The sequence below is a fragment of the Massilia sp. IC2-477 genome, assembly GCF_020707265.1.
Lineage (GTDB): Bacteria > Pseudomonadota > Gammaproteobacteria > Burkholderiales > Burkholderiaceae_D > Telluria.
Genome location: NZ_JAJFEQ010000004.1, coordinates 100,209 through 113,046 on the forward strand (window position 1 = coordinate 100,209; position 12,838 = coordinate 113,046).

General features: G+C 64.5%; 16 protein-coding genes. 2 read left to right on the forward strand and 14 right to left on the reverse strand.

The genetic code is table 11. The features are described from left to right. Positions 1–24: 24 nt before the first annotated feature. Entirely contained in the window at positions 25–987 is a 963-nt protein-coding gene (locus LK542_RS09275; RefSeq protein WP_227811684.1) for an SDR family oxidoreductase, read from the forward strand. Here LK542_RS09275 and LK542_RS09280 read toward each other — a convergent pair whose 3' ends face one another. The 12 genes from LK542_RS09280 to LK542_RS09335 all read right to left on the reverse strand — a co-directional run bounded on the left by LK542_RS09280 (position 988) and on the right by LK542_RS09335 (position 10,408). Further along, positions 988–1,719, reverse strand: coding sequence for an rRNA pseudouridine synthase (locus tag LK542_RS09280; RefSeq protein ID WP_227811685.1), 732 nt, complete (start codon positions 1,717–1,719; stop codon positions 988–990). Then, positions 1,719–2,747, reverse strand: a complete 1,029-nt coding sequence (gene ltaE, locus LK542_RS09285; RefSeq protein ID WP_227811686.1) for a low-specificity L-threonine aldolase — start codon at positions 2,745–2,747, stop codon at positions 1,719–1,721. Before ltaE ends, LK542_RS09280 begins: the two co-directional genes overlap by 1 nt. A 7-nt stretch (positions 2,748–2,754) precedes the next feature. Beyond that, on the reverse strand, positions 2,755–3,633 hold the full coding sequence (locus tag LK542_RS09290) for an SAM-dependent methyltransferase (RefSeq protein WP_227811687.1): 879 nt from the start codon (positions 3,631–3,633) through the stop codon (positions 2,755–2,757). Beyond that, entirely contained in the window at positions 3,620–3,814 is a 195-nt protein-coding gene (gene iscX / locus LK542_RS09295) for a Fe-S cluster assembly protein IscX (RefSeq protein ID WP_227798950.1), read from the reverse strand. Before iscX ends, LK542_RS09290 begins: the two co-directional genes overlap by 14 nt. Positions 3,815–3,826: 12 nt before the next feature. Continuing rightward, positions 3,827–4,168: an ISC system 2Fe-2S type ferredoxin gene (gene fdx / locus LK542_RS09300; protein ID WP_227798951.1), complete on the reverse strand. Its 342-nt coding sequence runs from the start codon at positions 4,166–4,168 to the stop codon at positions 3,827–3,829. Positions 4,169–4,312: 144 nt separating this feature from the next. Beyond that, positions 4,313–6,202 (reverse strand): Fe-S protein assembly chaperone HscA, encoded by a 1,890-nt coding sequence (gene hscA, locus LK542_RS09305; RefSeq protein WP_227811688.1) that lies wholly within the window; start codon positions 6,200–6,202, stop codon positions 4,313–4,315. Positions 6,203–6,367: 165 nt separating this feature from the next. Next, complete coding sequence (gene hscB / locus LK542_RS09310; RefSeq protein WP_227811689.1) at positions 6,368–6,883, reverse strand: Fe-S protein assembly co-chaperone HscB; 516 nt, start codon at positions 6,881–6,883, stop codon at positions 6,368–6,370. Between the two features lie 5 nt (positions 6,884–6,888). Further along, positions 6,889–7,212: an iron-sulfur cluster assembly protein IscA gene (iscA, locus tag LK542_RS09315; protein WP_227798954.1), complete on the reverse strand. Its 324-nt coding sequence runs from the start codon at positions 7,210–7,212 to the stop codon at positions 6,889–6,891. A gap of 27 nt (positions 7,213–7,239) precedes the next feature. Next, positions 7,240–7,629: a Fe-S cluster assembly scaffold IscU gene (gene iscU, locus LK542_RS09320; protein WP_036213867.1), complete on the reverse strand. Its 390-nt coding sequence runs from the start codon at positions 7,627–7,629 to the stop codon at positions 7,240–7,242. 49 nt (positions 7,630–7,678) lie between these two features. Next, on the reverse strand, positions 7,679–8,935 hold the full coding sequence (locus tag LK542_RS09325) for an IscS subfamily cysteine desulfurase (protein WP_227798955.1): 1,257 nt from the start codon (positions 8,933–8,935) through the stop codon (positions 7,679–7,681). Continuing rightward, positions 8,935–9,423: a Fe-S cluster assembly transcriptional regulator IscR gene (gene iscR, locus LK542_RS09330; protein WP_227798956.1), complete on the reverse strand. Its 489-nt coding sequence runs from the start codon at positions 9,421–9,423 to the stop codon at positions 8,935–8,937. Before iscR ends, LK542_RS09325 begins: the two co-directional genes overlap by 1 nt. 208 nt (positions 9,424–9,631) lie before the next feature. Continuing rightward, positions 9,632–10,408 carry a uracil-DNA glycosylase gene (locus LK542_RS09335; RefSeq protein ID WP_227811690.1) on the reverse strand — a complete coding sequence of 259 codons (777 nt, stop codon included), beginning with the start codon at positions 10,406–10,408 and terminating at the stop codon, positions 9,632–9,634. Positions 10,409–10,529: 121 nt separating this feature from the next. Here LK542_RS09335 and LK542_RS09340 point away from each other — a divergent pair, with 121 nt between their 5' ends. Beyond that, a complete protein-coding gene (locus tag LK542_RS09340; protein ID WP_227811691.1) occupies positions 10,530–10,976 on the forward strand; it encodes a CBS domain-containing protein in 447 nt (148 codons plus the stop codon). 138 nt (positions 10,977–11,114) lie between these two features. On the opposite strand, the gene maiA is transcribed toward LK542_RS09340, so the two are convergent. Continuing rightward, complete coding sequence (gene maiA, locus LK542_RS09345) at positions 11,115–11,759, reverse strand: maleylacetoacetate isomerase (RefSeq protein ID WP_227811692.1); 645 nt, start codon at positions 11,757–11,759, stop codon at positions 11,115–11,117. Next, complete coding sequence (locus LK542_RS09350; protein ID WP_227811693.1) at positions 11,756–12,796, reverse strand: fumarylacetoacetate hydrolase family protein; 1,041 nt, start codon at positions 12,794–12,796, stop codon at positions 11,756–11,758. The genes maiA and LK542_RS09350 overlap by 4 nt, the downstream gene beginning before the upstream one ends. Between the last annotated feature and the right edge of the window lie 42 nt (positions 12,797–12,838).

The following is a 12,838-nucleotide window of genomic DNA, read 5'->3' on the forward strand; positions in this document are numbered from 1 at the left end:
ACGCATCCTGTAGAAAGGTGAGCCATGAAGCTATCGAACTTCCGCGTCGTCATCATGGGCGCGTCGAGCGGCATCGGGGCCGCAACGGCCATCGCGTTTGCCCGCGAGGGTGCGCAGCTGGTGCTGGGCGCGCGCGGCAAGGAAGGCCTGGATGAAGTCGTGCGGCGCTGCCGCCAGGCCGGAGGCGAGGCAGAAGCCCTGGTCGTGGATGCGATCGACGCCGACGCGGTGGCGGGCTTTGCGCACAAGGCGCGCTCCATGCTGGGCCGCATCGACCTGTGGTTCAGCTGCGTCGGCGCAGGCGCGGTCGGCAAGTACGCCGAGGTGCCGATGTCCGACCACCGGCGCGTGATCGAGACCAACCTCCTCACCCACATGAACGACGCGCACGCGGTGCTGCCGATCTTCCTGGAACAGGACCAGGGCATCTGGGTCAACATGATCTCGGCCGGCGGCTATGTCGCCTCGCCCTTTGCCGCCGCCTACTCGGCCAGCAAGTTTGGCCTGCGGGGCTTCAGCGAATCGCTGCGGGCGGAACTCGGCAAGCGGCCCCGCATTCACGTGTGCGACGTGTATCCGACCTTTGTCGATACGCCGGGGTTCCGCCATGGGGCCAACTACACGGGGGCGAAGCTGTCGTATCCGCCGGGCGTCCTGAAGCCGGAAACGGTGGCGGATGCGGTGGTGGACCTGGCGCGCAATCCGCGCCCCAGCACCGGCGTCGGAGCACCGGTGGCGATGTTCAGGCTCAGTAATTTTGCGGCGCCAAACCTGATCGCCTCCAGCATGAACTACTTCCTGGACCGGTGGGCGAAACGGGCGGAGCGGGTGCCGGATACGCGTGGGGCGCTGTATGAGCCGCAGCACGGTTTCAGCGGTATCCGCAGTGGGGAGCGCAGGGTGGAAGAGCCGCGCAATACTGCGCTCGTACTGGGTGCGGTGGCGCTTGGGGCGGCGGTGGGGATGGGGCTCTTGCGAAAGCGGTGATCAGAAGCGCTCGTAGTCGAGCAGATACCGCCACTGCCCCACCTGCAGCCCTGCCATCGGCACACGCCCGATGCGGATCCGTCGCATCTCGACAATCTCCAGCCCCACGGCACGGCACATGTGATCGATGAGCCCGGGCTTGACGCCCTTGAGCGCAAAGCGCAGCCGGTGCTCGCTCTGCCAGCTGACCTTCATCGGCGCGATCGGCTTGCCGTTGAAACTCAGGCCGTGATTCAGCAGCGCCAGTCCGCCCTCCACCATGGCGCCGCTGACGTCGACGATGAATTCCTGCTCTACGCGCTCGCCCTCTTCCAGCAGCTTGCGTGCCACGCGGAAGTCCTGGGTATAGATCACCAGTCCGCTCGCATCCGTTTCCAGCGGCGAGGTCAGGGTCAGCTTGTGCAGGTGGCGCTTGAGAAAGCGCGGCTGTCCGTGCGTCTGGGCCAGCGCGTCAAGCGTCAAGCAGCCCAGGGCCGGCTCGCCACGCGCACCGACACCCGAATTGAAACCGGCCGGCTTGTGCAGCAGGATGGTCACGGGTGGCGCCTCTTCCGCCGAAGCGCCTGGCAGCACGCGCACCTCCTGCGAGGGCAACACGCGGCTGGCCGGGTCTTCGACCACCTGGCCGTCGACGCTGATGCCTCCGCCCATGATGTAGCGTTCGGCCTCGGCGCGCGAGCAGCCCAGCTGTGCGGCGACGCGCTTGGCGAGACGGATGGCATCAATACTCATCAGCCGCGCCATTCAGCAAAGAAGCCCTTGAACACCTCGACGGTGCGCGCCACGTCGGCGGCGCTGACGTCCAGGTGCGTCACCAGGCGGGTACGCGGGCCGATCGAGGCGCGGATCTGGGCGCGCGCCAGCGTTTGGCGCAGCGGCTCGCAGGCAGCTGCCGGGATGTCGAGCCAGAAGATGTTGGTTTGCGGCGTGCCGACCTTCAGCGCGTCGATCTCGGCAAGGCCGCGGGCCAGCGCGGCAGCGTTGTCGTGGTCCTCGGCCAGGCGCTGCACATTGTGCTCGAGCGCGTACTGCGCTGCAGCCGCCAGCACACCGGCCTGGCGCATGCCGCCGCCCAGCATCTTGCGCCAGCGCTTGCCCTGTTCGATGAAGGCTTTCGGGCCCAGCAGGACCGAACCGACCGGCGCACCCAGGCCCTTGGACAGGCAGACTGAGACGGTGTCGAAGCCCTTGACCACGTCGCGCAGGCTGAGGCCCTGCTTGACCGCTGCGTTGGCGATACGGGCGCCGTCCAGGTGGGTGGCCAGGCCCTTGCCATGCGCAAGATCGGTTGCCGCCTTCACGTACTCCTGCGGCAGCACGCGGCCGCCGATGGTGTTTTCCAGCGCCAGCAGGCGGGTGCGCGCGAAGTGCATGTCGTCGGGCTTGATGTAGGCCTCGATGTCGCTCAGTGCGATGCTGCCGTCCGGCTGGTTGACGATCGGCTGCGGCTGGATCGAACCCAGCACCGCGGCGCCACCGCCTTCGTACTTGTAGGTATGCGCTTCCTGTCCAACCAGGTATTCGTCGCCTCTAGCGCAGTGCGTCATCAGGGCGATCAGGTTGGTCTGGGTACCCGACGGTGCGAACATGCCCGCCTCATAGCCGAACAGGTCGGCGGCGTAATCCTGCAGGCGGTTGACCGACGGGTCGTCGGCGTAGACGTCATCGCCGACGTCGGCTGCGGCCATGGCAGCGCGCATGGCTTCCGATGGTTGGGTGACGGTGTCGCTGCGCAGGTCGATCCAGTGCTGGTTGCTCATATCGTTCTCAGTCTGCTGTAACAGGGGTATAGAAACGTTGCTTCATCTCGTCGAGGCCCAGTTCGGCCATCACTTCCTGCAGGCGCTCGGTCGGGCGGCGGCGCGGCAGGTTCTTGTAGGTCGCCACGATGAGTTCATTCTTCATCGAGTGCTCCCAGCCCACCAGTTCGGTGACGGTGACCTGGTAGCCGTGGGCTTCCAGCTGCAGGCAGCGCAGCACGTTGGTGACCTGGCTGCCGAACTCGCGGGTGTGGATCGGATGGCGCCAGATCTCGGTCAGTGCGCTGCGGCCCAGCTCCTTGCCCTTGTTCTTGCGCAGCACGCTCGCCACCTCGGCCTGGCAGCACGGTACCAGCACCATGTGCCTGGCCTGCTTCTTGAGCGCGAAGTCGATGGCGTCGTCGGTGGCCGTGTTACAGGCGTGCAGCGCGGTGACGATGTCGATGGTCTCCGGCAGCTCCCTCGAGGTGGTCGATTCCGCCACCGACAGCGGCAGGAAGGACATGCCGCCAAATCCCAGGCGTGCGGCCAGCTCGGTGGACCTGGCGACCAGCTCTTCGCGCGTCTCGATGCCGTAGATGTGCGAATTGCCTTCCAGGCCCTTGAAGAACAGGTCGTACAGGATGAAGCCGAGGTAGGACTTGCCGGCGCCGTGGTCGACCAGCGAGACGGCCTGCTTCTGTTCCAGCACGTCCTTCAGCAAGGGCTCGATGAAGTTGTACAGGTGGTAGACCTGCTTGAGCTTGCGGCGGCTGTCCTGGTTCAGTTTGCCGTCGCGCGTGAGGATGTGCAGTTCCTTCAGCAACTCGATGGACTGGCCAGGGCGAACCTCTGGCGGCAGTTCCGGCGATGCTGGTGGCTTGGGGGTGTGCTTAGCGTGCTTCATCGATCCATGCTGCCTGAATGGCTTCCAGTACGCGTTCGCCGCCGCGCGTGCGGTCGTCGTTGAAGCCCTCGAGCCCGACGACCCAGTTGTGCAGGTCGACGAAGCGTACGTTGGCGGGGTCGACGTCGGGATACTTCTCGTACAGGGCCTCGGCAATCGCCGAGACGTCAGTCCACTTCATGGCAGGCCTCTTTCAGTGGCTTTTCTCTGCTGCGTGGTTGATGGTGTATTTCGGGATCTCGACGACCAGGTCTTCGTCGGCGACGATCGCCTGGCAGGACAGGCGCGAATTCGGTTCCAGGCCCCAGGCCTTGTCCAGCATGTCTTCTTCTTTTTCTTCCTGTTCGTTCAGCGAGTCGAAGCCTTCGCGCACGATCACGTGGCAGGTGGTGCAGGCGCAGACGCGGTCGCAGGCGTGCTCGATCTCGATGTCGTTTTCCAGCAGGACGTCGCAGATCGATTTACCGGCCGGGGATTCCAGCACGGCGCCGTCGGGGCAGAAGACTGGGTGGGGGAGGATGACGATTTGTGGCACTTGGATTACCTCGTTAATTTTTCTGTGTGACTACCCCAACCCGTCGTTCCCGCGCAGGCGGGAACCCAATTTTGCGTGCGTCACGTCTGCGCTACGAACTTGGATCCCCGCCTGCGCGGGAATGACGGTCTTGAGAATAGTGGTTTAAACCTCGTCCAGCGACTTGCCCGCCAGGACCTTGCGAACGCTCTTGTCCATCCGGCGCGCCGCGAATTCTTCCGTGCCCCTGGCGAGGGCCTGCACCGCCGCGTGCAATGCATCCTGGCGCTGGCCCGCCTCGAGCGACGCATCGCTGGAACGCTGGACCGCATCGCGCACGCCCTGCACCAGTGTCGCCACCTCGGCCTGCTCCGCATCGTCCAGCAGCTCGGCATCGGCATCCAGCGCCGACTGGGTCGCCAGCAGGATGCGCTCGGCTTCGACCTGCTCTTCGCGCAGCGCGCGCATCTGCATGTCGCCCTGGGCCGAGGTGTAGGAATCCTGCAGCATGCGCGCCACTTCGTCGTCGCCCAGGCCGTAGGACGGTTTGACAGTAATGGAAGCTTCCACGCCCGAACGGGTCTCGCGCGCCGACACCGACAGCAGGCCGTCCGCATCGACCTGGTAGGTCACGCGGATGCGCGCCGCGCCGGCCGCCATCGGCGGGATGCCGCGCAGCTCGAAGCGCGCCAGCGAGCGGCAGTCGGAGACCAGCTCGCGCTCGCCCTGCACCACGTGCACCGCCAGCGCGGTCTGGCCGTCCTTGAAGGTGGTGAACTCCTGCGCACGCGCGCATGGAATGGTCGAGTTGCGCGGAATGATCTTCTCGACCAGGCCGCCCATGGTCTCGATGCCGAGCGAGAGCGGGGTGACGTCCAGCAGCAGCCAGTCGTCGCCTTCGGCGCGGTTACCGGCCAGCAGGTTCGCCTGGATGGCGGCGCCCAGCGCCACCACCTTGTCCGGGTCGATGTTCGCGTGCGGGATGGTGTGGAAGAAGTCGCCCACCGCGCGCCGCACGTGCGGCATGCGGGTGGCGCCGCCGACCATCACGACGCCGTCGACGTCCTCGACGCTCACATCGGCGTCGCGCATCGCCTTGCGGATCGCATTCATGGTCTTGCCGACCAGGTGTTTGGTGATCTCGGCGAAGGTGTGAGCGCTAATGGTCACCTGCACGATCTCGCCCGACTTCAGGATCGCCTCGATCGAGGTTTCTTCGTTGGTCGACAGCAGTTCCTTGGCCTGGCGCGCCTTGACCATCAAGGTGGCCGTATCGTGCTCGGACAGCGGCGCCAGCTTGGCCTGCTCGACGATCCAGCAGAACAGGCGGTGATCGAAATCGTCGCCGCCCAGGGCCGAGTCGCCGCCGGTGGCCAGCACTTCGAACACGCCCTTCGAGAGCTTGAGGATCGAGATGTCGAAGGTGCCGCCGCCCAGGTCGTAGACGGCGTAGACGCCTTCCTTGCCGTGGTCCAGGCCGTAGGCGATGGCGGCCGCAGTCGGCTCGGACAACAGACGCAGCACGTTCAGGCCGGCCAGCTGGGCCGCGTCCTTGGTTGCCTGGCGCTGGGCGTCGTCGAAATAGGCCGGCACGGTGATCACGGCGCCAACCAGCTCGTCGCCGAGCGAATCCTCGGCGCGCTGGCGCAGCGTGGCCAGGATCTGGGCCGAGGTCTCGACCGGGCTCTTCACGCCGGCAACGGTGTTGATCTGCACCATGCCGGGACCATCGACGAAGTCGTACGGCAGGTTCTCGGCGTGGGCGATGTCTTTCAGCCCGCGGCCCATGAAGCGCTTGACCGAGACGATGGTGTTCTTCGGATCCTGGGTCTGGCAGGCCTGGGCCTTGTAGCCGATATTGGCATGGCCATTGGGCAGGTAACGCACGACCGACGGCAGCAGCGGGCGGCCATCCTCGTCGCTCAGCACTTCCGGGCTGCCGCTGCGGACGGTGGCAACCAGCGAGTTGGTGGTGCCCAGGTCGATGCCGACCGCCAGGCGGTGCTGGTGCGGGGCGGTGGACATGCCGGGTTCGGCGATTTGGAGTAGTGCCATTGTCGTGTTACCTGTGTTCTTGTTTTGTGCGACGACGTATCGTCATTGTAGGGTGGGCGGGTTCCCCGCCCACGCGTTCAACAAATGCATGCGTTGCCGCGGCGCATATTCTGGTTGGACGCGTGGGCGGGAGACCCGCCCACCCTACGAAAAAACCATTCGCTGTTACGCGTCCAGTGCTTCGAACGCGTACTGTACCTCTTCCCCGAATTTATCGAGGAACATCATGGCGCGCACGGTCTGCGCGGCGCCATGATAATCGCCGGCATCCAGCTGCCTGCCGACCTGTTCCAGCATGCCCTTGCGCTCGCGGCGCAGCTGGGCGTCCAGCTCGTCCAGCGCGCCCGCATCCTTCGAGGAGCGTGCATCCTCGAGCGCCTCGCGCCATTCCATCTGCTGCATCAGGAAGCTTGCGGGCATCGCCGTGTTCGACTCGGTCTGCAGGTCGACGCCGTTGATCTCGCAGAGGTACTGCGCGCGCTTCTGCGGATTGCGCAGGGTCTGGTAGGCCTCGTTGGCGCGGGTCGCCCACTGCATCGCCACGCGCTTCTCGGCGTCGGTGGCGTTGACGAAGCGGTCCGGGTGCACGCGGCCCTGGACTTCGCGGTAGGCCGCGTCCAATCGGTCCTGGTCGACCGCGAACGTGGCCGGCAGCTGGAACAGCTCGAAGTGGTTCTGCATGCCGGTCAGATGCGGAAGCTTTCGCCGCAGCCGCAGTTATCCTTGACGTTCGGGTTGTTGAAGCGGAAGCCCTCGTTCAGGCCTTCGCGGGCGAAGTCCAGTTCGGTGCCGTCGATGTAGGGCAGGCTCTTCGGGTCGACGAAGACCTTCACGCCGTGCGATTCAAAGACGTTGTCTTCCGCGCTCGCATCGTCGACGTACTCAAGCTTGTAGGCCAGGCCGGAGCAGCCGGTCGTGCGCACACCGAAGCGCAAGCCGATGCCCTTGCCCCGGCGTTCGAGGTAACGGTTGACGTGCTTCGCGGCTTTTTCAGTCAGGGTGATTGCCATTACGGTTACTCCAGTCTTTGCTAACTATTACGCCTTCTCGGCGTGCTTCGCTTTGTAGTCGGCCACGGCGGCCTTGATCGCGTCTTCTGCCAGAATCGAGCAGTGAATCTTCACCGGCGGCAGCGCCAGCTCTTCGGCGATCTGGGTGTTCTTGATCGCCAGCGCTTCGTCCAGCGACTTGCCCTTGACCCATTCGGTCACAAGCGAGCTCGATGCGATGGCCGAGCCGCAGCCGTAGGTCTTGAACTTCGCGTCTTCGATCAGGCCCTGGTCGTTGACCTTGATCTGCAGCTTCATCACGTCGCCGCAGGCCGGTGCGCCGACCATGCCGGTGCCGATCGCATCGTCGCCCTTGTCGAAGGCGCCGACGTTGCGCGGGTTTTCGTAGTGGTCCAGTACTTTGTCCGAATATGCCATTTTGAATACTCCTAGAGATTCTTAAAGCGCTAAGCGCGCTCAAAACTTATTAGTGGGCTGCCCATTGGATCGAATTCAGATCGATCCCTTCCTTGAACATGTCCCACAGCGGCGACAGTTCGCGCAGTTTGCCGACCTTCGACTTCAGCAGGTTGATGGCGAAGTCGATGTCCTCTTCGGTCGTGAAACGGCCGATGGTGAAGCGGATCGAGCTGTGCGCCAGTTCGTCGCTGCGGCCCAGGGCGCGCAGCACGTAGGACGGCTCCAGCGAGGCCGAGGTGCAGGCCGAACCCGAGGACACGGCGATGTCCTTGATCGCCATGATCAGCGACTCGCCCTCGACGTAGTTGAACGAGACGTTCAGGTTGTGCGGCACGCGGTGGTCCATGTCGCCGTTGATGTAGACCTCTTCGATCTCCAGCAGGCCCTTGGCCAGGCGGTCGCGCAGCGCCTTCACGCGCGCGAGTTCCGACGCCATCTCTTCCTTGGCGAGGCGGAAGGCTTCGCCCATGCCCACGATCTGGTGGGTCGGCAGCGTGCCCGAACGCAGGCCGCGCTCGTGGCCGCCGCCGTGCATCTGCGCTTCCAGGCGCACGCGCGGCTTGCGGCGCACGTACAGGGCGCCGACGCCCTTCGGACCATAGGTCTTGTGCGCGGTGAAGGTCATCAGGTCGCACTTGGTCTTGTTCAGGTCAATCTCGACCTTGCCCGTCGCCTGTGCGGCGTCGCAATGGAAGATGATGCCCTTCGAGCGGCACAGTTCGCCGATCTCGTCGATCGGCTGGATGACGCCGATCTCGTTATTCACCAGCATGACCGAGACCAGGATGGTATCCGGACGGATCGCGGCTTCCAGCTGGGCGACGGTGATCAGGCCGTTGTCCTGCGGCTCGAGGTAGGTCGCTTCGAAACCCTGGCGCTCCAGTTCGCGCACGGTGTCCAGCACGGCCTTGTGCTCGGTCTTGACCGTGATGATGTGCTTGCCCTTGGTCTTGTAGAAGTGGGCGGCACCCTTCAGGGCCAGGTTGTTCGATTCGGTCGCGCCCGAGGTCCAGATGATCTCGCGCGGGTCGGCGCCGACCAGGGCCGCCACGTGGCCGCGTGCTTCCTCGACCGCCGCTTCCGCGCTCCAGCCGTACATGTGGCTGCGCGATGCCGGATTGCCGAACTGCTCGCGCAGGTAGGGAATCATCTTGTCGGCCACGCGCGGATCGATCGGCGTGGTCGCCGAATAATCCATGTAGATCGGGAAATGCGGCGCAGTCACGAAGCTCTGCTCGATTTGTTTGTCCAAAGGCGCGTTCATCAGTTCACTCCGGTTTCAATATTGGGTGCGGCGACGGTGCGGTGCACCACCACGACGTTCTGTTCTTTCTGCTTCTGCTGGTCGACCAGGTCTTGCAGCGAGACCGAATCGAGGTAGTCGACCATCTTGGCGTTCAGCGTGGTCCACAGCTCGTGGGTCATGCAACGGGTGCCGGAAGCGGCATCGGCGCCGTGACAATTTTCTTTGCCGCCACACTGGGTGGCATCGAGCGGTTCGTCGACCGCGATAATGATGTCGGCCACTGTCACCTTGTCGGCGCCCCTGGCCAGGCTGTAGCCGCCGCCGGGGCCGCGGATCGACTCGACGATCTGATGGCGGCGCAGCTTGCCGAACAGCTGCTCCAGGTAGGACAGCGAAATGGCCTGGCGCTGGCTGATGCCCGACAGCGTGACCGGACCATTGCCCTGGCGCAGGGCAAGATCGATCATCGCGGTAACAGCAAAACGGCCTTTGGTGGTCAGACGCATCACAACCCCGGTTAGTGGTAAAATATTGCCTCTTTTCAACTCATCGGTGCAGCGCAACAATCAAATCTGTTGAGCGTGGCTGCGAAATAACCTGATTAGTTGATCGAATTAGTCAAGTATAGCAAATCCTGACTGGCTTGTCTTGGAGGCCCCCAAAACTGCGGGGGCGTGATCCGGTCCACTGGACCCGATCACTCCCTCCCCTCGCTTATTGCAACCGCAGCAATTCCATCGGCCCGAACAGCTCCTGCATGCCCTTGTGCTGGATGAAGGACAGGTTGTACGGGTGCTCGGCGTGGATCTGCGGCAGGCGCGCCGCTTCCGGCAGTTTCTTCAGCTGTTCGGCGATCTTGCCCCACAGGACCAGGGTCGGCGGCTGAGGCTGGCTTGCCAGGGCGGCAAGCACGGTCTGCAAGAAGGGCTGCCAGGCGCGCGCATCGATCGCCGGCGCCACGTGCTTGCGGAACACCAGCGCCGCGTTCAGCAGCAGGAAACCGTGCCCCAGCAAATTGTCCTGCAGCTGGGCCAGGGTCTGGATCGTGCCGGAGCCCGTCCGGCGCGCCGCCTGCGCCACCGGAACCAGGGCGCTGCCGCCGGTGTCCTCCGCCTGAAGGCGGCCGCTAGCGACCAGCAGCATCTTCATGAAGTTGCGCAGCGAAGTGGCGCGGTTGACCGGCTTGGACAGTCCCGTCTCCGACCACAGTTCCCCCACCGCCCCATCCATGAAGCAGACTCCGGTCGCGCTCTCGGCGCGCGGGTACGGCCCCTCCCCCACCAGCACGTGCCTAACCTTGTCCAGCGGCTGGGAAAAAGCGGCGAACAGGCGTCCCTCGGTCGGCAGGTAGTCGTCGACCGCCAGGGCGGGCAGGTAGGCCGGATCGGCACTGGCCACGGCCTGCAGGCCGGCCTCGAGGATCGGCCGCCAGGACGCATCGGCAAGGTCGAGGGCAGCAATGATGGGAGCAGGAATAGGATGGTTAGACATGGCAAAAGGGCATTTATCGGGAGGCGGGATTGTAGCCTGTTCCCACGGTCAATCTAGCGTCCGCCGTTTGCATTTCAAGGCATGATTTTTGTCCGTGACGACCAACCACACAGGAGGAAACATGCAAACGATTCGTGAAGTGATGACGCCCGACGTGCAAACGATCTCGCCGCAGGAAACCGTGCAGCGCGCGGCGCAGATGATGGACGACCTGAACGTGGGCGCGATTCCCGTGTGCGACGGCGACAAGCTGGTCGGCATGATCACCGACCGCGACATCACCGTGCGCGCGGTGGCGGCCGGACAAACGCCGGACCAGACTTTTGTTGGCGACGTGATGAGCACCGACGTGCGCACCTGCTTCAGCAATCAGGATATCGACGAGGTGCTGAACACGATGGGCGACGTGCAGATCCGCCGTGTGCCGGTGATCGACGAGCAGTCGAAGCAGCTGGTGGGGATCGTGTCGCTGGGGGATATCGCGACCAAGACACAAGGAGCCGCGGAGGGGGCACTGGATGAGATTTCGTCGCCGTCGGAGCCGGATCGGTCGGAGACGCGGCACTAAGCCTGGCTTAGTTCGTAGGGTGGGCGGATTCCGCCCACGCGGCGATAGTTGGGATTGGAATAGCCGCGCAGGCGACAGTACTGTGATTCGACCGCGTGGGCGGAAAATCCGCCCACCCTACAAAAATTCGGCACTACCTCACTCCGCATCAGGCTGCTGACTCGGATGCGCCGCCTTAAACGCCGGCAAATCCACACACAAATCATTAATCCGCGAAATCGTCGGGTAGGCCGTCACATCGATATCGAAGCGCTTCGCATTGAACACCTGCGGCACCAGGAAGCAGTCCGCGATGGTCGGCGTGTCGCCGTGGCAGAAGCTGCCGGTGCCCGGGTTGCGCGCGAGGTGGGCTTCCAGCGAGCGCATCCCTTCGATCACCCAGTGGCGGTACCAGTCGGACTTGGCCTCGTCCGACAGCCCCAGCTGCTTCACCAGGTACTTCAGCACCCGCAGGTTGTTCACTGGATGGATGTCGCAGGCGATGATCTGCGCCAGCTCGCGCACGCGCGCCCGGCCGATGGCATCCTTCGGCAGCAGCGGCACCATCGGATGCACCTCTTCCAGGTATTCCAGGATGGCCATCGACTGCGTCAGGAGGATCGTCTCGTCCTGCAGGGCCGGCACCAGGGCGCTCGGATTCACCGCCAGGTACTCGTCGGCCAGGTGCTGGCCGCCGTCGCGCAGCAGGTGCACCGGCACCGCCTCATAGCCCAGCCCCTTCAGGTTGAGCGCGATGCGCACCCGGTACGCGGCCGAGCTGCGAAAATAGGTGTAGAGCTTCATGCATGCCTCCGATGCGAGTCCTTGCGATGATAAGGCGTCACCTCCTGATCGATCGCACCGAAGATGCTGGCGCCGTCCCCATCGACCATCTCGATGCGCACCGTGTCACCATACGCCAGGTAGGGGGTCTTCGGCTTGCCCTGTTCAATCGTCTCGTACATGCGTACTTCGGCCAGGCAGCAGTAGCCGACGCCGCCGTTCTCGATGCTCGAGCCGTGCAGGCTGCCCTGCTTGTTCGACACCGTGCCCGAGCCGATGATCGAGCCCGCGCCCAGTTCGCGCGTCCTGGCCGCATGGGCGACCAGCTGGGCAAAGCTGAAGGTCATGTCTTCGCCCGCGTTGGGACGGCCGAAGGGGCTGTCGTTGAGCGTGACCAGCAGCGGCAGCTGCAGCTTGGAGTCGACCCAGGCATCGCCCAGCTCGTCCGGCGTCACCGCTACCGGCGAAAACGCGCTGGCCGGTTTCGACTGGTAGAAGCCGAAGCCCTTGGCCAGCTCGTTCGGGATCAGGTTGCGCAGCGAAACGTCGTTCACCAGCATCACCAGGCGGATCGCCTTTGCCGCCTCTTCCACGGAGGCGCCCATCGGCACATCGCCGGTAATGACCGCCACCTCAGCTTCCAGGTCCACGCCCCACGCCTCGTCCAGCACCGCGATCGGGTCGCAGGGTCCGACGAAGGAATCGGAACCGCCCTGGTACATCAGCGGATCGGAATAGAAGGATTCCGGCACCTCGGCGCCGCGCGCCTTGCGCACCAGCTCGACGTGGTTGATGTAGGCCGAACCGTCGCACCATTGATAGGCGCGCGGCAGGGGCGAATGGCATTCTTCCTCGATGAAGGACTCGGCCCTGTCCGCAGTCCCGGCATTCAGGCGCTCGTACACCTTGTGCAGCTGCGGCGCGCATTCATCCCAGTTGTCGAGCGCGCACTGCAGGGTGCGGGCGATCTTCGGGACGGCCTGGCAGGTGACCAGGTCGCGGCTGACGACGACCAGCGTGCCGTCGCGGCCGCCGGCCTTGAGGGAGGCGAGTTTCATGGCGTTTCCTTTGATGAGTGTTGGCTTTTTCGCCATTAGAGA

What these genes read in the sequence shown, in the direction of transcription:
- maiA (WP_227811692.1), bottom strand. Translation starts at nt 11,759, where the DNA reads ATGAAGCTCTACACCTATTTTCGCAGCTCGGCCGCGTACCGGGTGCGC.
- LK542_RS09325 (WP_227798955.1), bottom strand. Translation starts at nt 8,935, where the DNA reads ATGAACGCGCCTTTGGACAAACAAATCGAGCAGAGCTTCGTGACTGCG.
- iscX (WP_227798950.1), bottom strand. Translation starts at nt 3,814, where the DNA reads ATGAAGTGGACTGACGTCTCGGCGATTGCCGAGGCCCTGTACGAGAAG.
- LK542_RS09275 (WP_227811684.1), top strand. Translation starts at nt 25, where the DNA reads ATGAAGCTATCGAACTTCCGCGTCGTCATCATGGGCGCGTCGAGCGGC.
- LK542_RS09290 (WP_227811687.1), bottom strand. Translation starts at nt 3,633, where the DNA reads ATGAAGCACGCTAAGCACACCCCCAAGCCACCAGCATCGCCGGAACTG.
- LK542_RS09350 (WP_227811693.1), bottom strand. Translation starts at nt 12,796, where the DNA reads ATGAAACTCGCCTCCCTCAAGGCCGGCGGCCGCGACGGCACGCTGGTC.
- hscB (WP_227811689.1), bottom strand. Translation starts at nt 6,883, where the DNA reads ATGCAGAACCACTTCGAGCTGTTCCAGCTGCCGGCCACGTTCGCGGTC.
- LK542_RS09335 (WP_227811690.1), bottom strand. Translation starts at nt 10,408, where the DNA reads ATGTCTAACCATCCTATTCCTGCTCCCATCATTGCTGCCCTCGACCTT.
- iscR (WP_227798956.1), bottom strand. Translation starts at nt 9,423, where the DNA reads ATGCGTCTGACCACCAAAGGCCGTTTTGCTGTTACCGCGATGATCGAT.
- LK542_RS09280 (WP_227811685.1), bottom strand. Translation starts at nt 1,719, where the DNA reads ATGAGTATTGATGCCATCCGTCTCGCCAAGCGCGTCGCCGCACAGCTG.
- LK542_RS09340 (WP_227811691.1), top strand. Translation starts at nt 10,530, where the DNA reads ATGCAAACGATTCGTGAAGTGATGACGCCCGACGTGCAAACGATCTCG.
- iscU (WP_036213867.1), bottom strand. Translation starts at nt 7,629, where the DNA reads ATGGCATATTCGGACAAAGTACTGGACCACTACGAAAACCCGCGCAAC.
- iscA (WP_227798954.1), bottom strand. Translation starts at nt 7,212, where the DNA reads ATGGCAATCACCCTGACTGAAAAAGCCGCGAAGCACGTCAACCGTTAC.
- hscA (WP_227811688.1), bottom strand. Translation starts at nt 6,202, where the DNA reads ATGGCACTACTCCAAATCGCCGAACCCGGCATGTCCACCGCCCCGCAC.
- ltaE (WP_227811686.1), bottom strand. Translation starts at nt 2,747, where the DNA reads ATGAGCAACCAGCACTGGATCGACCTGCGCAGCGACACCGTCACCCAA.